We start from the raw sequence: 21,113 nt of genomic DNA on the forward strand, positions 1-21,113 counted from the left end.
GTTTCAAGGTCCCGCAGGCGCGACGCCTCGGGACAACCCACCTCGCTTGCTGGAAATTCGACTGATGGCATCACCGTGATTCCACCAGCCCCTCCTACAACCATGAGCACAATGCATCCTGACCGGCGGGTCAATCAGTATTGGACGCACATAACCGAATGGTCAGATGATATTGTAGATGAGATGGGATGGCGAGTACGGGCGGGCGCCCATTCGCGATGCAACATTTACAGGAAATCCCGCATCATCAGCGTGGCCGACAGTAGTTAACATACCGTTAAATACTTAGCCGTCCGCTGGGCGCCGGCGGCCCTGGCGGCGGCGGCGCACCTGTGGCATCGGCGCCGCAGCAGGCCAGCCATCCGCCGGACGCCGGTGCCCAACCCTTTCCCCTCCGCACCAGGGAAGTGATATGGTCCGCGCCGATTGATGGGTGCCGACCAAAGCCCAACCAAAGCATTGATGGGGACCGTAAGGCCGATGGCCGATAAGCAGCGACTGTTCATCACCGGGGCGACGGGATTCGTCGGCGCGGCCGTGGCCCGTGTGGCCTTGGCGCGTGGGCACGACGTCACCGTGCTGAAGCGCGCCGCGACGCCACCGACCAACCTGGCCGGCCTGGACGTGCGGGTGGTGGAAGGCGACCTGAACGACCCGGACAGCCTGACGCGCGGCATGGACGGGGCGGACGCCCTGCTGCATGTGGCGGCCGACTACCGCCTCTGGGCGCCCAACCCGGAAGAGATCGTCCAGAACAACCTGCGCGGCACCCGCGCCATCATGGAACTGGCGGTGCGCCACCGCCTGAAGCGCGTGGTCTACACCAGCAGCGTGGCCGTGCTGGCCCCCCGCACCGATGGCGTCGCGGTGGACGAACGCGCGGTGATGGCCCCGGACGCCGCCATCGGCGCCTATAAACGCAGCAAGATCCTGGCGGAACAGGCGGTGCTGGACATGGTGGCCAAGGATGGCCTGCCGGCCGTCATTGTCAATCCGTCCACCCCCATCGGCCCCCGTGACCTGCGCCCCACCCCTACCGGCCGCATCATCGTCGAGGCCGCGACCGGCAAGATGCCGGCCTTCGTCGACACCGGCCTGAACCTGGTGCATGTGGACGACGTGGCCGAGGGCCATCTGCTGGCCTTCGAGAAGGGCCGGGTGGGCGAACGCTACATCCTGGGCGGCCAGGACGTCTCCTTGCAGCAAATGCTGGCTGACATCGCCCGGCTGGTGGGCCGCAAACCGCCCACGGTGGCGGTGCCGCGCGGCCTGATCCTGCCCATCGCCGTGGTGGCGGAAGCGGTGGCCAAGGTGACCAAGCGCGAGCCCTTCGTAACCGTGGACGGCCTGCGTATGTCCAAATACCGCATGTTCTTTTCCTCGGCCAAGGCCGAGGCCGAGTTGGGCTATACCGCCCGGCCCTACGGCCAGGCCCTGGCCGACGCCCTCACCTGGTTCAAGACCGCGGGGTACCTTGCATGAGCCTGATCTTCCTCATTGGCCTCATCAGCCTGGCGATCTGGGTGGTCCTCGTCTTCGCCCGCGGCCTGTTCTGGCTGGGGCTGGAACGGGACGACATGGCGGTGGTGCCGGCCAACAGGCCGGGGGATCTGCCCAGCGGCCCAGCTCATGGCCATGGCGGGCTGGAGGGCGGCTGGCCCTCCGTCACCGCCATCATCCCCGCCCGCAACGAGGCTGACGGCATCGCCCAGGTGATCGCGTCCCTGGGCGCGCAGGATTACCCCGGCGCCCTGAACATCGTGCTGGTCGACGACGGCAGCGACGACGGCACCGCCGACCTGGCCCGTCACGCGGCGGAAACGTCCGGGTCCACCGCCACGCTCACCGTTCTGACCGGGGCGGACCTGGCGCCGGGCTGGACGGGCAAGCTGTGGGCCGTGCGCCAGGGCATCGCGCATGCGCAGGAAGGCGACTTCCCGCCCGATTACCTGTGGCTGACCGACGCCGACATCGCCTACGCCCCCGACACGCTGACCCGCCTGGTCACCCGCGCCCAGACGGAAAACCGCGTGCTGGTCAGCCTGATGGCCAAGCTGCGCTGCCAAAGCTGGGCGGAAAGGGCCTTCATCCCCGCCTTCATCTACTTCTTCCAGATGCTGTACCCCTTCGGCCGGGTGAACGACAGCGGATCCACCGTGGCGGCGGCGGCCGGCGGCTGCATGCTGGTGGACCGCCAGGCCCTGGCGCGCGCGGGCGGCATCGACAGCATCCGCGACGCCCTGATCGACGATTGCGCCCTGGGCCGCCGCCTGAAGACGCAAGGCTCCATCTGGCTGGGCCTCAGCGACCGCGCCGTCAGCCTGCGCGCCTATGACAAGGTGGACGACATCCGCCGCATGGTCATCCGCAGCGCCTACGCGCAGCTGAACTATTCCCCGGCGCTGCTGGCGGGTACCGTGCTGGGCATGCTGCTGACCTATGTGGCGCCCGTGCTGCTGGCCCTGTTCAACCGGGAGGCGGCGGGCATCTTCGGCGCGCTCGCCGTCGGCCTCATGCTGGCCAGCTTCGCCCCCATCCAGGTGTTCTATCGCCTGTCGCCTATGCGGGCCGTCACCTTGCCGCTGATCGGCATCGTCTATACCGTGTGGACCGTGGACAGCGCGGTCCAGCATTGGCTGGGCCGTGGCGGCATGTGGAAAGGGCGCGCCCAGGCCCAGCACGTGCATCCGGTGCACTCATCGGGTCAGAACGGAACCACCGCGCCATGACGGCAGCCAACCACCGCACCGGCAAGGGTCACAAGGACGAGAACTTCCCCGTCGCCTCGCTGATCATCCGCCGGGACGCCCGGGCGCCGGTGATGGCCTATTACGCCTTCGCGCGCGTGGCCGACGACGTCTCGGACAGCCCCATCCTGGCGCCGGATATGAAGCTGAAGCTGCTGGACGCCATGGGCGCCAGCCTGCGCGGCGAGCGGGAGAACGAGCCGGAGGCCGTGGCCCTGCGCGAGGTCTTGCGCGAGCGGGGCCTGTCCGACCAGCACGCCCACGACCTGCTGACCGCCTTCCGCCGCGACGTCACCCAGCTGCGCTACACCGACTGGGACGACCTGATGGACTATTGCCGGTATTCCGCCATGCCGGTGGGCCGCTACGTCCTGGACGTGCATGGGGAAAGCCGCGACACATGGCCGGCATCGGACGCCCTGTGCGCCGCCCTGCAGGTCATCAACCACCTGCAGGACTGCGGCAAGGACAAGCGGGCGCTGGACCGCGTCTACATCCCCCTGCCCCTGCTGATCGCGGGTGACCTAACGCCCGACGTGCTGCTGGAGCCGGTGGCGCCGCCGGCCTTGCTGGACATTATCCACCACCTGGCCAAGCGCACCGACGCCCTGCTGGATCAGGCTGAGCCGCTGGCCGCCCAGGTGAAGGATCTGCGGCTGGCCATCGAGGTCGCCATCATCCAGCGCCTGGCCCGCCGCCTGGTGCGCCTGTTGCTGATCCGCGACCCGCTGTCGGACCGGGTGCACCTGACCAAGATGGAAACGCTGTGCACCGCCGCCGGCGCCACCCTGTCGACCCTGTGGCAGCGCATGACCGGCGGCGGCACCCGCGCCGTGCCGGCGGGGAAAAAGCCATGAGCCTGGCCGCCGAGATGACCGAGACCAATCCCAATATCCCGGGCCAGAACGAGACCGCGGCCAAGTCGGCCAGCGGCAGCTCGTTCTACACCGCCATGCGCGTCCTGCCCCCGGCGGAACGCGACGCCATGTTCCATATCTACGCCTTCTGCCGCGCGGTGGACGACATCGCCGACGGCGACGACCCGACCATCGCCGCCACCAAGGCGGCTCGGCGCGAGGCGCTGGACACATGGCGGCGCGACATCGCCGCCGTGTGCGAGGGCAAGGGCCCCGCCAAGCTGGCCGGCCTGCAGGCCGCCACCCTGCGCTTCGGCCTGCGCCATGACGATTTCATCGCCGTCATCGACGGCATGCAGATGGATCTGGACGCCGACATCCAGGCGCCGGACATGGCCACCCTGGATCTGTACTGCGACCGGGTGGCCAGCGCCGTGGGCCGCCTGTCCGTCCGTGTCTTCGGCATGCCGGAGGACAGCGGCATCGCCCTGTCCCACCATCTGGGCCGCGCGCTGCAGCTGACCAACGTGCTGCGCGACGTGGACGAGGATGCGGCGATCAACCGGCTGTACCTGCCGGCCGAGCTGCTGCGCAAGCACGGCATCACCGCCACCGACCCCAACACCGTGGTGGCCGACCCGCGCATCGATGGCGTGGCGCGCGACCTGGCGGTGCGGGCCGCCGAGCATTTCCGCGAGGCCGACCGGCTGCTGGCGGCCCCCCCCCGCCGCGCCGCCCGGGCCCCGCGCCTGATGAGGGACGTCTACAAGGTGTACCTGGACCGGCTGCTGGTGCGCGGCTGGGCCGGGCCCCGCCCCAAGGTCCGCATCGCCAAGCCGCACCTGCTGTGGATCGTGCTGAAGGCCTTCCTGTTCTGATGACCACCCCCCTTCCTTCCCCCGGGGCTTCCTCCCCCGGGCCGACCGTGCATGTCGTCGGCGCCGGCCTGGCCGGCCTGGCTGCCGCCGTGCGCCTGACCCAGGCCGGGCGCCGCGTGCGCCTGTATGAGGCGGCGGCCCAGGCCGGCGGCCGCTGCCGCTCATATGATGAGCCCAACCTGGGTATCCGCATCGACAATGGCAGCCACCTGATGGTCAGCGGCAATCACGCCGCCATGGCCTATTTGCGCGCCACGCACGGGCCTGGCCGGGAACCGGCACTGGAAAAGGTGGAATACCGGTTCTGGGACGGGGCCACCGGCCGGCGCTGGCAGGTGCGGCCCAACGACGGCAAGCTGCCGTGGTGGGCCCTGGTGCCCTCGCGCCGCGTGCCGGGGACCAAGGCCAGCGACTACCTGGCCGGGTGGAAGCTGATGCGGGCCGACCCGCTGGCCCCCATCGGTGAGGTGCTGGCCTGTTCCGGCCCCGCCTGGGACACCTTCTTCCGCCCGGTCCTGCTGGCGGCGCTCAATACCGAGCCGGAGCAGTCGGCCGCGGGCCTGGCCGGCGCCATCATCCGCGAGACGCTGGCCCAGGGCGGTGCGGCCTATCAACCCCTGCTGGCCAGCGGCGGCCTGTCGCCCGTCTTCGTCGACCCGGCACTGGAGTGGCTGGCGGCGCAGGGGGCGGAGATCATATGGCGCCGCCGCCTGCGCGCCCTCACCCGTGTGGACCAACTGGTCACAGCCCTTGATTTCGGCACCGAAACGATTGAGCTGAAGCCGGAGGACCGGGTGGTGCTGGCGGTGCCGGCCTGGGTGGCGGCCGACCTGCTGCCCGGCCTGACGACGCCGACGGAACACCGCTCCATCCTGAACGTTCATTTCCGCCTGGACCGGCCGGCGGGCATGCCCCGGATGACGGGCATGATCAACACCGTGGGCGAATGGGCCTTCGCCTATGACGACCATGTGTCCGTCACGGTCAGCGGTGCCGACCGCCTGATGGAGTCGGACCGGGAAGAGACGGCGCGCGCCATTTGGGGTGAGATCGCCGCCCTCGCCAACCTCGATCCCACCACACCGCTGCCTCCGTGGCAGGTGGTGAAGGAGAAACGGGCCACCTTTGCCGCACTGCCAGAACAGGCAAAGCGTCGCCCGAATGCAACGGCGGCCGGAAAAAACCTTGCGCTGGCAGGGGATTGGACCGCTACCGGATTGCCATCCACCATCGAAGGCGCCATACGTTCAGGATTCACTGCTGCGGATGCGATCCTGACCGCACGGTGAGCCGCCTGAGCATTTCAGGCATGAGGTTGAGGTGTGCGCTGGCGCACAGCCCGGCTTGGCGTTTGTTGAATCATCCCGCTTCAGGTTAAGTCGCGTTTGTAGAGGTCGCTTGGTCATGGATGTTCGTATGGAAGCCGATTTCGTCGGCACCGGCGCCGCTTCGGCCCGCGTCAACGAAGGGGTGCTGCAGCAGTCGATCGACCGCGCGGCCCGCGTCCTGATGGACCGCCAGGCGGCAGACGGCCACTGGGTGTTCGACCTGGAGGCGGACGCCACCATTCCTGCCGAATACATCCTGTTGAAGCACCACCTGGGTGAGGAGCCGGATCCGGAGATCGCGCGCCGCATCGGCAACTACCTGCGCCGCATCCAGGGCAGCCATGGCGGCTGGCCCCTGTTCCACAACGGCGCGTTCAACATCAGCGCCAGCGTAAAGGCCTACTTCGCGCTGAAGGCCATCGGCGACGACATCGACGCGCCGCACATGGCCCGCGCCCGCCAGGCCATCCGCGACAACGGCGGGGCGGCGGCCAGCAACGTCTTCACCCGCATCATGCTGGCGCAGTTCGGCGCCGTGCCGTGGACCGCCGTGCCGGTGATGCCGGTGGAAATCATGCTGCTGCCCAGGTGGTTCCCCTTCCACCTGACCAAGATCAGCTATTGGGCGCGCACCGTCATCGTGCCGCTGCTGGTCCTGATGGCGCTGAAGTCCAAGGCCAAGAACCCGCGCAACCTGCGCATCGATGAGCTGTTCCTGGTGCCGGCCGACCAGGTGAAGTCCTGGCCCAAGGCGCCGCACGTCAAGAAGCCCTGGGGCGAAATCTTCGGCGTCGTCGATCGCGTGCTGCGCGTGGTCCAGCCCTACTTCCCCAAGAAGAGCCGCGACAAGGCCATCGAGAAGGCGGTGGCCTTCGTGCGGGAGCGCCTGAATGGCGAGGATGGCCTGGGCGCCATCTACCCCGCCATGGCCAACACCGTCATGATGTTCGACCTGCTGGGCTGGTCGCCCAAGCATCCTGAGGTCGCGACCGCCCGTTACGCCATCGAGAAGCTGCTGGTGATCGACGAGGCGCGGGATGAGGCCTTCTGCCAGCCCTGTGTCAGCCCCGTGTGGGACACCAGCCTGCTGTGCCATGCCATGCTGGAAGTGGGCACCGACGAGGCGCTGGCCCGCACCGGCCAGGCCCTGGAATGGCTGAAAGGTGAGCAGGTGCTGGACGTGAAGGGCGACTGGGCCGACCAGCGCCCGAACGTCCGCCCCGGCGGCTGGGCCTTCCAGTACGGCAACGACCATTACCCCGACCTGGACGACACCGCCGTGGTGGTGATGGCCTTCAACCGTGCCCAGCCGCAGCTGGCCGCGGCCGGCCTGCCCGCCGACTACGACATGACGGTGGCGCGCGGCGCCGAATGGGTGGAAGGCCTGCAGAGCCGCAACGGCGGCTGGGGGGCGTTCGACGCCGACAACACCCACTACTACCTGAACTACATCCCCTTCTCCGACCATGGCGCCCTGCTGGACCCGCCCACCTCCGACGTCACCGGCCGCTGCCTGGGCATGATGGCCCAGCTGGGCGCCGACAAGGACGGCAAGGCCATGCGGGAAGGCGTCGACTACCTGCTGAAAGAGCAGGAGAAGGACGGCAGCTGGTTCGGCCGCTGGGGCGTCAATTACATCTATGGCACCTGGTCGGCCCTGAACGGCCTGAACGCCGCCGGCCTGCCGCCCGACCATCCCGCCATGAAGCGGGCCGTGGACTGGCTGGTGCAGATCCAGAACCCCGATGGCGGCTGGGGGGAGGATTGCGAGAGCTATGCCCTGGATTACAGCGGCTACCAGCCCTTCCCCTCCACCGCCTCGCAGACCGCGTGGGCCCTGCTGGGCCTGATGGCGGCCGGTGCCATGGAGCATCCGGCCGTTGCGCGCGGCATTGACTGGCTGACGCGCAACCAGGGCGAGGATGGCCTGTGGAAGGAAGAGTATTACAGCGGCGGCGGCTTCCCCCGTATCTTCTACCTGCGCTACCACGGCTATTCGAAGTACTTCCCCCTGTGGGCCATGGCGCGCTACCGCAACCTGTCCAACAGCAACAGCAAGCTGGTCAGCGTCGGCCTTTGACGAAAAGGACGCCTGTAAAAGGCCCTTTTTAAAACTGTAAATCGCCGCGACTGCGGGTAATAAAGACGCCTGGAAGGTCAACCTTCCAGGCGTTTTGTTTTTACGAGTTCGGAAAATGGTCATGGTCCAGGCTCAGCGGCGCGTCATGGCGCGCCCCATCATCGTCGTCACCGGCCTGAAGCGGGAGGCGGCCATCGCGCAGGGTCGCGGCTGGCTGCCGCTGGTCAGCGCCGGCGATCTTGAGCGGACGGAACGGGAACTGACGGCCCATGCCCCCGGCGCCTGCGGCTTCCTCAGCTTCGGACTGGCCGGCGGCCTGCAGCCCGGGCTGGAACCCGGTACCCTGGTCGTCGCCAACCGCATCGTCACCGACGGCGGCGACTTCCTGCCCGATCCCGGCTGGACGGCGGGCTTGGCCGACGCGCTGCCCCGGGCCATGGTGGCGCCGGTGGCCGGGCAGGAACGCATCATCAACACGGTGGCGGGCAAGCAGGCCCTGTTCGCGGCCACAGGGGCGGCGGCGGTCGACACCGAATCCCAGATCGCGGCCCGGGTGGGGGCCCGCTTCGGCGTGCCGGTGGCGGTGTTGCGTGCCGTGTGCGATCCGGCCCACATGACCCTGCCGCCGGCGGCGACTGCCCCCCTGAAACACAACGGGACGCCGGACCCGTTCCGGATCCTGGCGTCCCTGTGGCGTCAGCCGGGCCAGATCCCGCAACTGCTGCGGCTGGCCCGGGATTCCGAGGCGGCGTTTAAGGCCTTACTCGGCGGCTTTGCTGGCGTCGCGCGCGCGGATGTCAGCCAGCGCCTTCTCGACATGGCGTGAGAAGACGAACTCAGCCGGGCGCTGGTTGGCCAGGCTGATTTCCGGCGCCATGTCGCCACTGGTCTTCACGCCGCGCAGGCCGACCCAGGCGGCCTTCAGCGGGTTGGCCAGGGTGTCGGTGACGGCGGTCGCCTCATACCCGCAATGGACCATGCAGTCGGCACACTTCTCGTAGTTGCCGGTGCCGTACTTGTCCCACTCCGTCTCCTCCATCAGCTCCTTGAAGGTCTTGGCATAGCCTTCGCCCAGGAGGTAGCAGGGACGCTGCCAGCCGAAGTAGGTGCGGCAGGGGTTGCCCCACGGGGTGCAGTGGTATTCCTGGTTGCCGGCCAGGAAGTCCAGGAACATGGTCGACTGGTTGAACCGCCAGTTCTTGCCACCGTTGCCGCGCTTGAAGACCTCGCGGAACAGGTTCTTGGTGGCCGTGCGGTTCAGGAAGTGCTGCTGGTCGGGCGCACGCTCATAAGCGTAGCCCGGCGAGACGGTGATGCCCTCCACGCCCATTTCCATGACGCTGTCGAAGAAGCGGGCCACGCGCTCCGGATCGGCGTCGTTGAAGAAGGTGCAATTGATGCTGACACGGAAGCCGCGATCCTTCGCCGCCTTGATGGCCGCGACGGCGCGGTCGTAGGTGCCCTTCTGGCAGACCGACTTGTCATGCGCCTCGCGGTCGCCGTCCAGGTGCACCGACCAGGTGAAGTACGGGCTGGGCTTGAACAGGTCCAGCTTCTTTTCCATCAGCAGCGCGTTGGTGCAGAGGATGGCGTACTTCTTCTTCGCGATGATGCCTTCGACCATCTGGTCGATTTCTTTGTGCAGCAGCGGCTCGCCGCCGGCGATCACCACCACGGGCGCGCCGCACTCATCCACCGCCGACAGGCAATCCTCCAGCGGCAGCCGCTGGTTCAGGATCTCATCCGGGTAGTCGATCTTGCCGCAGCCGGCACAGGCCAGATTGCACCGGAACAGCGGTTCCAGCATGAGGACCAAGGGATAGCGCTTCACGCCCGTCAGCCGCTTCTTGAGAAGATACGAGCCGATACGGACGACCTGATGCAGCGGAATACCCATGCCTTCAATCTCCTTGAACCCCAGCGCCATTAACCGCGGCGGCGCGGGTTGAAACATTTTGTCTACCGAATTGGCGGGCAAAAGACCACCAACCGGCGTGCGCGTCAGGCCAGCGTTTCCGGCAGGCGGAATTGAACGTCTTCCACGATGCCCGGCAATGTCGACAATTCGATGGGACCCAGGCGCCGCAGCGCCGCGATCACACCGTCCACCAGTACTTCCGGCGCCGAGGCGCCGGCTGTGACGCCCACCACACCGCATCCCGCCAGCCAGGCGGGGTCGATGGCGCGTTCGTCAGGGACAAGGTAACTGGGCACGCCCAGTTCCTCACCAATTTCCCGCAGGCGGTTGGAATTGGAACTGTTTGCCGACCCAACTACCAAGATAAGATCGGCCACCTTGGCCAGTTCCCGCACCGCGGCCTGCCGATTCTGCGTGGCGTAGCAGATGTCTTTGGTCTCAGGACCCAGAATATCCACGAATCGGTGCTTCAGCGCCGCGATCACCGACCGCGTGTCATCCACGCTGAGCGTCGTCTGCGTCACATAGGCGACGGGCGTCTCCGCCGCCAGGGGCAGGGCCTCCACGTCATCGACACTGGACACCAGATATGTATCGCCCGGTATCTGGCCAAGGGTGCCTTCCACCTCGGCGTGACCGGCATGGCCGATGAGGATGACGGTCCGGCCCTGCGCCACGTAGCGCTTGCCCTCCGCATGCACCTTGGACACCAGCGGGCAGGTGGCATCGATGACGCGCAGCTCACGCGCCTCCGCCTCCGCCTCCACGGCGCGCGATACGCCGTGGGCGCTGAAAATGGTCAGGGCGCCGGCCGGCACCTCCGACAAATCCTCGACGAACCGGGCCCCCTTGGCCCGCAACCCTTCGACCACGTGCTGGTTATGGACAATCTCATGCCGCACATAAACGGGTGCGCCGTGGCGTTCCAGCGCCCGCTCGACAATGTCGATGGCGCGGATCACTCCGGCGCAGAAGCCCCGCGGCTGGGCGAGAACTACCTGCATTGCGGAAACCCCTGGAAGACACCCCAAGTCCATCGTCCGCAACGGACCCGCCGGGGCATCCCACTTCAACATGTTAGCGATACCAACTGTCCCCCGCCGGACAGGGTCCGCCAGGTCCATATTGGCTACGGATGGTAAAACCGACCCCCCGCCTCGATCGAACACCGGCGATAGATACCTGTGCCAATCGAATCCGCCACCGCCCTATGGTCAGGCCAGACTTGCACAAAATTTAACGCGTGCCAATGCGTGGCGATTGCTTGAGCGATCTGCGCTTCACGTGTGGCATCGCGGCAACGGGTGGCCTAGACCTTAGCTAATGGCATCTTTAGTGGACAGAAAACGCAAACATCTTCCGGCGGGAAGGCTATACGGGGCGTTAAAGCCCTTTCCCCAGTGATAGCGTATGGGCCGACAACGCATATGCAACAAAACGTCACGCGCGGCGCAACCTCCACAGCCCCAGATGCGACCCAGATGCGCTATGCATGATGCTTGATCTCCGTCGCCACAGCCGGGACGATGACGGAAAGAATTGACATAGACGCTGTCGCGCCCGACACCGGCCCGGTAGAACGTCGCCTGACGGACGCGGACCGGCCCCGGCGGTGGCCCATCCGCCCCAGCCCGACGGCTCCGCCCCCTTTTTCGAACGCGGGCGGCGGCCGGCCGCCCCCCTGTTTTCGTGGTTCCCAGAGGAGAACACCCCCCGTGTCGACCGTACGGCCCCCCGTTTCCCGCCCCACCCGCCGGCCCTTCCTGGTCCTTGGCCTGATGGCCCTGGCGGGTGCCGCGCTGGCGCCCCTGCTGGTCCCGGCGGCAGCCCAGGCCCACGCCATCGTCATTGACAGCAATCCCAAGGTGAACGACACGCTGGGCGTGGGCGGCAACGTCCTGAAGGTGCATTTCAACAGCCGAATCGACCGCGCCCGGTCCAAGCTGACCGTCATCGCCGCCGATAAGACCGAGGTGCCGGTGACCATGTCCGAAAGCCCGGATGACGAGACGCTGGCGGGTCAGGTCACCCTGCCCTTCGCCGGCAGCTACAAGCTGCGCTGGCAGGTGTTGGCCGTGGACGGGCATACCACCCGCGGCGACATCCCGTTCACCGTGACCCAGCCGTAATCGGGGCCTGCCGCACGTGGATACCCTTGTCGATATTTTCGGTTACCTGACCGTTGTCCTGAACGGCATCAACCTGGTGGCCATGACCATGGCCTTCGGCAGCGTGCTGTTCCTGACCTGCCTGGCCCTGCCGCTGGCGGCCCAGCTGAAGCTGTCCGCCGACGCGGTGGCCGACGCCGGCGCGCGCTACGCCCGCTGGGGCGGCATCGCCACGGCCATTGCCACCCTGTCCTCGCTGACGCTGAACGCCCTGGTGCTGTCCGGCACGCTGGAAATGCCGGTGCTGCAGGTGGCGGGGGCCTTCTTCATCGAGGCCGGCATCGTCCAGGTCCTGGCGGCCATCGCCATCGTGGTGGTGGCGCGCGGCCACATGACCCGCCCGCGCGTCGCCGTGCTGACGGCCTTGGCCCTGCTGATGCTGGTCGCCTCGCTGGCCACCAGCCACGCCGCCGCCCGGCCGGGTGAGCGCGTGTGGATGCTGCTGGCCACCTTCTCGCACATCCTGGGCGCCGGCCTGTGGCTGGGCGGCCTGCCGGCCTTCCTGTCGTCGTTGGGCCAAGCCCAGTCGCGGGATGAGGGTGCCGCCATCGGCCAGCGCTACAGCCTGATGTCCATCACCGGCGTCATCCTGATCGTGCTGGGCGCCATCGGCATCAGCATCGGCTTCATCGGCGGCCTGCAGGGCTTTTACGGCACGGCCTACGGCGCCATGGCAGCGACCAAGGGCGTCATGCTGGGCATCCTGCTGCTGCTGGGCCTGGGCAACTTCCGCACCATCCGCCGCTTCGCCGCCGGCCAGGGCGAAAGCCTGACCCGCGTGCGGCGCTTCGTGGAGGTGGAGATCGCCTTCGCCATCGCCATCCTGCTGGCGGCAGGCTCCATCACCTCGCAGCCGCCGGCCAGCGACCTGACGGACGACCGCGCCACCTGGGCCGAGGTGGTGGAGCGCATGACCCCCGTCATCCCGCCGCGCCTGGAAAGCCCCAGCCACGACAGCCTGGCCATTCCGGCCCTGCAGGAGAAGCTGGACAAGGAATGGCGCGACCAGCAGGCCAGCAACCGGCCACAGGCCTTCGTGCCCGGCGCCGGCGAGCTGCCGCCCCGCAACGCCGACGACATCGCCTGGTCGGAATACAACCACCACTGGGCGGGCCTGGTGGTGCTGCTGGTGGGCCTGTTCGCCCTGCTGGAGCGGGCGGGCGTGCGCTGGGCCAAGCACTGGCCGCTGTTGTTCCTGATCCTGGCGGGCTTCCTGTTCCTGCGGTCGGATCCGGAAACCTGGCCCATGGGCGACGTCGGCTTCTGGGACAGCTTCCGCGATCCGGAGGTGGTGCAGCACCGGTCCTTCGTGGTGCTGATCATCGCCTTCACCGTCTTCGAATGGGGCGTGCGTACCGGGCGGTGGAAGAACCAGGCCCTGGCCCTGGTCTTCCCCGTGCTGACCACCGTGGGCGGCGACCTGCTGCTGACCCACAACCACGCCATCAGCAACATCAAGGAACAGCTGCTGATCGAGCTCAGCCACCTGTTCCTGGCGGTGCTGGGCGTGGCGGCGGGTGCGGCCCGCTGGATGCAGATCCGGGGCAGCGGCCGCGACGCCCGCTGGGCCGGCTGGATCTGGCCCACCTGCTTCGTGCTGGTCGGCCTGTTGTTGCTGGCCTACCGCGAGGCCTGATATCAAGGCCTTGGCGTTGATGATCTGGGAACGGGCGCCGGGAGACCGGCGCCCGTTTTCACATAGGAAGCAAGGAAGCGAACATGGCGCGCGCCGACGGAAAAATGGGCCTTAACGACCGGGTGGCCGCGCTGGTGGCCGCCTGCTGCCGGCGCTGGCAGCTGACCTTGCTGGCCGGCCTGGTGCTGGGAGCGGCAGCCGCCTTCCATGTCGCCACCCACTTCGCCATCGACACCGACGCCGTGAAGCTGCTGTCGCCGCAGCTGATCTGGCGCCAGCGCGAGATCGCCTTCGACAAGCTGTACCCCCAGAAGGTGCAGCAGACCGCCATTGTCGTGGACGGGGTGACGCCGGAACTGGCGGAGCGCGCCACCCGCATGCTGGCCGACGCCCTGCGCAAGCGCACCGACGTGGTGCGCAACGTCTTCCGCCCCGATGGCGGCCCCTATTTCGACCGCGAAGGCCTGATGCTGCTGCCCACGGAAGAGGTGCAGTCCACCATGCAGTCGCTGATCCAGGCGCAGCCGCTGCTGGGGCCGCTGGCGGCCGACCCCTCGGCGCGCGGCCTGTTGGACACGCTGGGCACCTATCTTCAGGGCGTCAGCTACGGCCAAGCCAGGCTGGAAGATCTTCAGCGCCCCTTCGACGCGCTGTCGGGCACGCTGGAGGCGGCGACCCAGGGCAAGATGGTGCCCCTGAACTGGCGCGGCCTGGTATCCGGCCAGCCGCCCAACCCTATGGAACTGCGCCGCTTCATCCTGGTGCAGCCGGTGCTGGACTTCAACGACCTGCAGCCGGGCGCCATGGCGTCCGACGCCATCCGCGCCACCGCCAAGGATTTGGGCCTGACGCCCGAAAATGGCATCCGCGTCCGCCTAACGGGCGAGGTGCCCATGGCGGACGAGGAGTTCGGCACCCTGGGCGAAGGGGCAGCCTTCAACGGCAGCCTGACGGGCATTGCCGTGCTGGTGCTGCTGTGGCTGGCCGTGAAGTCCTTCCGCATGGTGGGCGCCATCCTGCTGACCGTGGTCATTGGCCTGGCCGCCACGGCCGCCTTCGGCCTGATCGCCACCGGCCCCTTCAACCTGCTGTCCATCGCCTTCACCGTGCTGTTCGTGGGCCTGGGCGTGGACTTCGGCATCCAGTTCTCCGTCCGCTATCGCGCCGATCGGCTGGCCCATGACGACCTGGCCGAGGCCCTGACCGCCGCGGGCCGCGGCGTCGGCCGCGGCCTGACCATCGCGGCGGCGGCGACCGCCGCCGGCTTCCTGGCCTTCCTGCCCACCGACTACCGCGGCGTGTCGCAGCTGGGCATCATCGCCGGCGTGGGCATGGGTGTCGCCTTCCTGCTGTCCGTCACCTTCCTGCCGGCCCTGCTAATGCTGCTGCGGCCGAAAGGGGAACAGGTGGAGGTGGGATACAAGGCGCTGGCGCCCCTGGACCGCCTGGTGCTGACCCGCCGCCGCTGGGTGCTGGGCGCCGCCGCCGTGCTGGCCGTGGCCTGTGCCGCCCTGCTGCCGCGCCTGTCCTTCGACTTCAACCCGCTGAACCTGCGCAGCCCCAAGACGGAGGCGGTGTCGGTGGTGCTGGAGCTGATGAAGGACCCCCTGTTCACGCCCAACACCATCGACGTGCTGGCCAATTCGGAGGATGAGGCGCGGGCCCTGGCCGACAAGCTGTCCAAGCTGCCGGAGGTGGCGCAGGCCATCACCCTGGACGACTACATCCCCACCGACCAGGACGCCAAGATGGCGGCCATCTCCGACGCCGCGTCGCTGATCGGCCCCAGCCTGGCGCCCACCGACGTGCGCCCCGCCCCCAGCATCGAGGATGTGCGCCAGTCCATGACCGGCATCGTCGCCGCCCTGGACAAGCTGAACCCCGACGCCGCCAGCCCGGCCGGCACCTCCGCCCTGCGGTTCAAGAAAGCGCTGGAGGGGGCCCTGGCCGCTCCGGCGGAAAAGGTGGTGCCCCTGTTCCAGAAGGCGGTGGAACCTGGGCTTCAGACCATGCTGGCCCAGGTGAACGACAGCCTGCAGGCCACGCCCGTGACCTTCAAGGACCTGCCGGAGGATCTGAAGCGCGACTGGGTGGCGGCGGACGGGCACGCCCGCATCTCCGTCTTCCCCAAAGGCGACAGCAACGACAACCGGGTGCTGAAGCGCTTTGTGACGGCGGTGCGGACCATCGCCCCCGATGCCACCGGCACGCCCATCAGCATCCAGGAAAGCAGCGCCACCATCATCCACGCCTTCCTTCAGGCGGGCATACTGGCGGTGATCCTGGTGACCATCCTGCTGGCGGTCACCCTGCGCAATGTGGGCGACGTGCTGAAGACCCTGGCGCCCCTGGCGCTGGCGTCGCTGCTGACCCTGGCCGCCGCCATCCTGGCGGGCAAGCCCATCAATTTCGCCAACATCATCGCCCTGCCCTTGCTGTTCGGCATCGGCACGGCCTTCAACATCTATTACGTCATGGCCTGGCGGCAGGGTCAGACCAACCCGCTGACCTCCAGCCTGACGCGCGCCACCATCCTGTCGGCCCTGACCACCGGCACCGCCTTCGGCAGCCTGTGGACCAGCCACCACCCCGGCACCGCCAGCATGGGCGAGCTGCTGGTGTTCTCGCTGGCCAGCATCCTGGCCACGGCGCTGCTGTTCCTGCCGGCCCTGCTGGGGCCGCCCAAGACGCTGCCGGAATAATTTAAGCGGAATTTACGGCGGCGGTGTCGGGCATCACCCAGCCTGGCCGTCCTTGGGGCAAAGGCGCATAGTCGGTTCGCGCCTTTCCCCAGAAAAAGGACGAGGACATGCCCAACATCAACCCCTTCCTGTGGTTCGACACCCAGGCGGAAGACGCGGCCCGCTTCTACGTCAGCATCTTCCCCAATTCGCGCATCACCACCATCAGCCATTACGGCGAGGCGGGCCCCCGCCCCGCCGGCCTGGTCATGACCGTGGCGTTCGAGCTGGACGGCAAGCCCTTCATCGCCCTGAACGGCGGCCCCCACTGGAAAATCAACGAGGCCATCTCTTTCGTCATCGACTGCGCCGATCAGGCGGAGGTCGACCGCTATTGGGAGGCGCTGACCGCCGATGGTGGCAAAGCCCACGCCTGCGGCTGGCTGACGGACAAGTTCGGCGTCACCTGGCAAGTCGTGCCGTCCGGTTTCATCGAGCTGATCACCAGCCCCGACCCGGTGACGGCGGCCCGCGCCATGGCCGCCATGCAGCAGATGATCAAGCTGGACATCGGCGCTCTGCGCCGGGCTGTCGAGGGCTGAGCCTAAAGCGAAGGGGCGGCCCTGGTGGACCGCCCCGGCGCCCGGTGGCTTGACGCTTTTCTCAGAAAAGGTGCCGGAACAGCCAGAACAGGCCGCCAGCCAGGACGATGGAGGCCGGCAGCGTCAGTACCCAGGCCATGGCCATGTTGCGCACCGTCGACCACTGCAGCCCCGAACCGTTGGCCGCCATGGTGCCGGCCACGCCGGACGACAGCACGTGGGTGGTGCTGACCGGCAGGCCGAAGGCATCGGCGGCGCCGATGGTGGCCATGGCCACCAGCTCGGCCGAGGCGCCCTGACCGTAGGTCAGGTGTTCCTTGCCGATCTTCTCGCCCACCGTCACCACGATGCGCTTCCAGCCCACCATGGTGCCCAGGCCGAGCGCGATGGCCACGCCCACCTTCACCCAGGTGGGGATGAAGCGGGTGGCGTGGTCGTAGCGGCCCAGCAGCTCCTTCAGCACCGGCTGGTCCGCGGCATCGATGGCCGGCGCGCCCGACTTCTGAATGATGCGCAGGGCCTCGGCCGACAGATAGATGTCGTTGCGGACGTTGCGCACCTTTTCCTGTGGCACCTGATCGACCGAGCCATAGGCGCGGATCTGGTCGGCGATGCTGGCCGTCAGGTCGTGGATGCCGCCCATGGTGCCGTCGGTCACCTGGCGGGTGCGGACGAAGTCCTCAACCGCGGCACGGGGATCAGCCGGGGTTTCCTTGACATAGTGGCTCAGCACCTCGCTAGCGCGGTCGAAGGTGGCGATGTAGGCCGGCGTGTCGTGGATGGTGACGGCGCGGTTCAAGGCGTAGGCGGTGGGCACCGTGCCGATCAGGATCAGCATGATCAGGCCCATGCCCTTCTGCCCGTCGTTGGAGCCGTGGGCGAAGCTGACGCCGGAGCAGGTGAGCACCAGCAGGCCGCGGATCCAGGACGGCGGGGCCTTGTTGCCCTCGGGCGCCGTGAACAGCTTCTTGTCCTTGATCAGCGTGCGCATGATGACCAGCAGGGCGGCGGAGCAGAGGAAGCCCACCAGCGGCGACAGGATCAGCGACCAGCCGATCTTGGTGGCCTGGCCCCAGTCGACGCCGCTGGTGGCGGTGCCGGAGGTGGCCATCAGCTGGTTCATCAGGCCGACGCCGATGATGGACCCGATCAGGGTGTGGGAGCTGGAGGACGGCAGGCCCAGGTACCAGGTGCCCAGGTTCCAGATGATGGCCGCAATCAGCAGCGAGAACACCATGGCGAAGCCGGCGTCGCTGCCCACCTGCAGGATCAGTTCGACCGGCAGCAGCGAGACGATGCCGAAGGCGACCGCGCCGGTGGAGAACAGCACGCCGGCGAAGTTGCACAGGCCTGACCACACCACCGCCACGTTGGCCGGCAGGGAGTGGGTGTAGATCACCGTGGCCACGGCGTTGGCCGTGTCGTGGAAGCCGTTCACGAATTCGAAGCCCAAGGCGATCAGCAGCGCCACGCCCAACAGCACGAAGGGCAGGACAGAGCGGGTATCGACCCCGCTGAGGTCACTGATCAGGTTGACCGCCATGTAGCCCAGGCCTACGGCCATCAGGGCCAGGAACAACAGGGTCCCATAGCGCGCGGCCGGGCCGCCGGAGGTTGCGACGGGGGAATTCACGGCTTCCGTATGCGCCATGGCGCCAGTCCTTCTTGAAAAAGCAGGTCCGGCACCCTAAGGCGCGAGTCATGACAACTTTATGTCGCAGGCCCCACCATTTGGTTAATAAATGGCCGATTTGCCTTAACCATAAAGGTGTGGGTCTGCTGCCAGGACACCCCAAACCCGCACTGGATCAAGGCCTTACCAGCCCACAGCCATAAAGATCCTTTAATCGTTTTGCGCGTCCAAAAGGCGGCGGAGATCACGCAGATCGCGAATATGAAAGCGCGCCCGGCCATCCCAGGCAACGCCGGGACGGAGACTCTGGACCGTGGGCATGCCCAGGCTGTTGCCGGCGGCGATTTCCGACTCTGGATTGTCGCCCACCACCAGGGCCTGGGCCGCCGGCACGCCGGACTGGTCCAACAGCATCCGGAACAGCGCGGCTTTGCCGGGGTGCCCCGTCTCATCAATGGCGTCGATGTAGACGCCCTTCATGTGGCGGGCGAGACCCAGCGCCCGCACCTTGCTCTCCTGCAAGCGGCGAAAGCCGGACGTGACGAGGTAAAGCGGCAGGCCCAACTCGGCCAACAAGGGCAGGTCGCCGTAGTCGGCCATGGCGCCCGTCACCTCCAGCCCCGCCGTCGCCGCCCAGGCGGCCTGGTGCATGGCGGGGCTGAAGCCGTGTGTCCGGCTGACCCAATCCAGAGGATGGCGCCAGATGTCGGCGAAGGCGGCATCCAGGGCGTCCGGGGCCAGGGTGCCGCCGTTGGCCGCCGTGATGGCGTCGAACACCGGTCGCATGAGCCCCACGCCGATGCCATCGGCCGGGGCCAGGCAGTTATCCAGGTCGAAGATGATGGTCCAGATCATACGGCGACGCTCCCCTGCCGGCGCGGCGGCGAACCGGGTCAGAACAGGTGGCGGAACAGCCAGAACAGGCCCCCGGCCAGGATGATGGAGGCCGGCAGCGTCAGCACCCAGGCCGTGGCCATGTTGCGCACCGTGGACCATTGCAGGCCGGAGCCATTGGCCGCCATGGTGCCGGCCACGCCGGACGACAGCACATGGGTGGTGCTGACCGGCAAGCCGAAGACGTCGGCGGCGCCGATGGTCCCCATGGCCACCAGCTGGGCGGAGGCGCCCTGGCCATAGGTCAGGTGTTCCTTGCCGATCTTCTCACCCACGGTCACCACGGTGCGTTTCCAGCCGACCATGGTACCCAGGCCCAGGGCGATGGCCACACCCACCTTCACCCAAGTGGGAATGTAGCGGGTGGCGTGATCGTAGCGGCCCAGCAAGTCCTTCATCACCGCGCGGTCGTCATCGTCAAGCAGGGGGAAGCCCTGCTTCTGCAGGCGGCGCAGCGCTTCGGCCGACAGGTACATGTCGTTGCGCATCTGGCCCTGCGCCACGCCGGACAGGGCGCCGGAAAATCGCAGCTGGTCGGCGATGCTGGCCGTCAACTCATGCAGCCCGCCCAGGGTGGCGCTGGTCAGGGCGCCGCTGCGGACGTAATCCTCCACCACCGCGCGGGGGTCGGTCGGCATGCGCTGGGCATGACGGCCCAGCACATCGCCGGCCCGGTCGAAGGTGGCGACATAGGCGGCCGTGTCCGCGGCGGTGATGCCCCGGTTCAGGCCATAGGCGGCCGGCATGGTGCCGATCAGGATGAGCATGATCAGGCCCATGCCCTTCTGCCCGTCATTGGAACCATGGGCGAAACTGACGCCGGAGCAGGTGAGCACCAGCAGGGCGCGTATCCAGGCGGGCGGCGGCCTCCGGCCCTTGGGCGCCTGGAACAGCGCCTTGTCCTTGATCAGGCCCCGCATCAGCATCAGCAGCGCCGCGGCGCAGACGAAGCCCACGATGGGGGAGATCAGCAGCGTCTGAATGATCTTCAGGGCTTGGCCCCAGTCCACGCCGCTGGCCGCGGCGCCGGGGGCGGCCATCAGCTGGTTCATGAGGCCGACGCCGATGATGGACCCGATCAGGGTGTGGGAGCTGGAGGACGGCAAGCCAAGGGCCCAGGTGCCCAGGTTCCACAGCACAGCGGAAATCAGCAGGGCGAAGACCATGGCGAAGCCGGCCTCGCTGCCCACTCGCAGGATCAGCTCCACCGGCAGCAGCGAGACGATGCCATAGGCCACGGCCCCGGTGGACAGCAGCACGCCGGCGAAGTTGCACAGGCCCGACAGCACCACGGCGGCATGCGCTGGCAGGGAATGGGTGTAGATCACCGTGGCCACGGCGTTGGCCGTATCGTGGAAACCATTCACGAATTCGAAGCCCAAGGCGATCAGCAGCGCCACGCCCAGTAGCACGAAAGGCAGGGCGGACGCCGTACCCATCCCGCGCAGGTCGGCCGCCACATTGACCGCCACATAGCCCAAACCCAGGGCCAGCACCGCCAGCAGCGCCACCGTCCCCAGCCGTGCCGCCAACCCGCCGGATACGGCGGGCAGGGGCGTCAGGGGGGATTCGTCCAGTGACGGCTGGAGGGCCTCAAGGTGCGCCATGGTTTCAGGCTCCGGTGCGTTAGCCGTTGGCAGCGCGCAACGGCGCCGGAAGATGGCTTAAGACGGGGCGCGTGGCCTTGATCG

General features: G+C 67.8%; 16 protein-coding genes. 11 read left to right on the forward strand and 5 right to left on the reverse strand.

Going from position 1 to position 21,113, the window contains the following annotated elements:
• Window positions 1-480: 480 nt before the first annotated feature.
• From hpnA to P5F91_RS05150, 7 genes are all read left to right on the forward strand, one after another.
• A complete protein-coding gene (gene hpnA / locus P5F91_RS05120; protein WP_145612411.1) occupies window positions 481-1,482 on the forward strand; it encodes a hopanoid-associated sugar epimerase in 1,002 nt (333 codons plus the stop codon).
• Window positions 1,479-2,729, forward strand: a complete 1,251-nt coding sequence (locus P5F91_RS05125; RefSeq protein ID WP_145612412.1) for a glycosyltransferase — start codon at window positions 1,479-1,481, stop codon at window positions 2,727-2,729. Before hpnA ends, P5F91_RS05125 begins: the two co-directional genes overlap by 4 nt.
• Window positions 2,726-3,604, forward strand: coding sequence for a squalene synthase HpnC (hpnC, locus tag P5F91_RS05130; protein ID WP_277906701.1), 879 nt, complete (start codon window positions 2,726-2,728; stop codon window positions 3,602-3,604). Before P5F91_RS05125 ends, hpnC begins: the two co-directional genes overlap by 4 nt.
• Complete coding sequence (gene hpnD / locus P5F91_RS05135; protein WP_277906702.1) at window positions 3,601-4,482, forward strand: presqualene diphosphate synthase HpnD; 882 nt, start codon at window positions 3,601-3,603, stop codon at window positions 4,480-4,482. Before hpnC ends, hpnD begins: the two co-directional genes overlap by 4 nt.
• Complete coding sequence (gene hpnE / locus P5F91_RS05140) at window positions 4,482-5,771, forward strand: hydroxysqualene dehydroxylase HpnE (RefSeq protein ID WP_277906703.1); 1,290 nt, start codon at window positions 4,482-4,484, stop codon at window positions 5,769-5,771. The genes hpnD and hpnE overlap by 1 nt, the downstream gene beginning before the upstream one ends.
• Window positions 5,772-5,886: 115 nt before the next feature.
• Window positions 5,887-7,890: a squalene--hopene cyclase gene (gene shc / locus P5F91_RS05145; RefSeq protein ID WP_422394445.1), complete on the forward strand. Its 2,004-nt coding sequence runs from the start codon at window positions 5,887-5,889 to the stop codon at window positions 7,888-7,890.
• Between the two features lie 121 nt (window positions 7,891-8,011).
• Window positions 8,012-8,716, forward strand: coding sequence for a phosphorylase family protein (locus P5F91_RS05150; protein ID WP_186454870.1), 705 nt, complete (start codon window positions 8,012-8,014; stop codon window positions 8,714-8,716).
• Here the strand turns inward: P5F91_RS05150 and hpnH are convergent.
• Together hpnH and ispH are read right to left on the reverse strand one after the other, a co-directional pair.
• On the reverse strand, window positions 8,651-9,787 hold the full coding sequence (hpnH, locus tag P5F91_RS05155; RefSeq protein WP_040850176.1) for an adenosyl-hopene transferase HpnH: 1,137 nt from the start codon (window positions 9,785-9,787) through the stop codon (window positions 8,651-8,653). The two genes, P5F91_RS05150 and hpnH, sit on opposite strands and share 66 nt — an antisense overlap.
• 104 nt (window positions 9,788-9,891) lie before the next feature.
• Window positions 9,892-10,812 (reverse strand): 4-hydroxy-3-methylbut-2-enyl diphosphate reductase, encoded by a 921-nt coding sequence (gene ispH, locus P5F91_RS05160; protein ID WP_145612417.1) that lies wholly within the window; start codon window positions 10,810-10,812, stop codon window positions 9,892-9,894.
• Between the two features lie 711 nt (window positions 10,813-11,523).
• Between ispH and P5F91_RS05165 the strand changes: the two genes are divergently transcribed.
• From P5F91_RS05165 to P5F91_RS05180, 4 genes are all read left to right on the forward strand, one after another.
• A complete protein-coding gene (locus tag P5F91_RS05165) occupies window positions 11,524-11,937 on the forward strand; it encodes a copper resistance CopC family protein (RefSeq protein WP_211107025.1) in 414 nt (137 codons plus the stop codon).
• 16 nt (window positions 11,938-11,953) lie between these two features.
• On the forward strand, window positions 11,954-13,612 hold the full coding sequence (locus tag P5F91_RS05170; protein ID WP_145612418.1) for a CopD family protein: 1,659 nt from the start codon (window positions 11,954-11,956) through the stop codon (window positions 13,610-13,612).
• A gap of 83 nt (window positions 13,613-13,695) precedes the next feature.
• Window positions 13,696-16,314 carry an MMPL family transporter gene (locus P5F91_RS05175; protein ID WP_277906704.1) on the forward strand — a complete coding sequence of 873 codons (2,619 nt, stop codon included), beginning with the start codon at window positions 13,696-13,698 and terminating at the stop codon, window positions 16,312-16,314.
• A 107-nt stretch (window positions 16,315-16,421) separates the two neighbouring features.
• Entirely contained in the window at window positions 16,422-16,895 is a 474-nt protein-coding gene (locus P5F91_RS05180) for a VOC family protein (protein ID WP_277906705.1), read from the forward strand.
• Between the two features lie 61 nt (window positions 16,896-16,956).
• Here the strand turns inward: P5F91_RS05180 and P5F91_RS05185 are convergent, their stop codons facing one another.
• The 3 genes from P5F91_RS05185 to P5F91_RS05195 form a co-directional block, all read right to left on the reverse strand.
• Window positions 16,957-18,546, reverse strand: coding sequence for an inorganic phosphate transporter (locus tag P5F91_RS05185; RefSeq protein WP_186454871.1), 1,590 nt, complete (start codon window positions 18,544-18,546; stop codon window positions 16,957-16,959).
• 192 nt (window positions 18,547-18,738) lie between these two features.
• Window positions 18,739-19,383, reverse strand: coding sequence for an HAD family hydrolase (locus P5F91_RS05190; protein WP_277906706.1), 645 nt, complete (start codon window positions 19,381-19,383; stop codon window positions 18,739-18,741).
• A 38-nt stretch (window positions 19,384-19,421) separates the two neighbouring features.
• Window positions 19,422-21,029: an inorganic phosphate transporter gene (locus tag P5F91_RS05195; protein WP_145612421.1), complete on the reverse strand. Its 1,608-nt coding sequence runs from the start codon at window positions 21,027-21,029 to the stop codon at window positions 19,422-19,424.
• Window positions 21,030-21,113: the final 84 nt, after the last annotated feature.

Source organism: Nitrospirillum amazonense (genome assembly GCF_029594735.1).
In the GTDB taxonomy this organism is placed as follows: domain Bacteria; phylum Pseudomonadota; class Alphaproteobacteria; order Azospirillales; family Azospirillaceae; genus Nitrospirillum; species Nitrospirillum amazonense.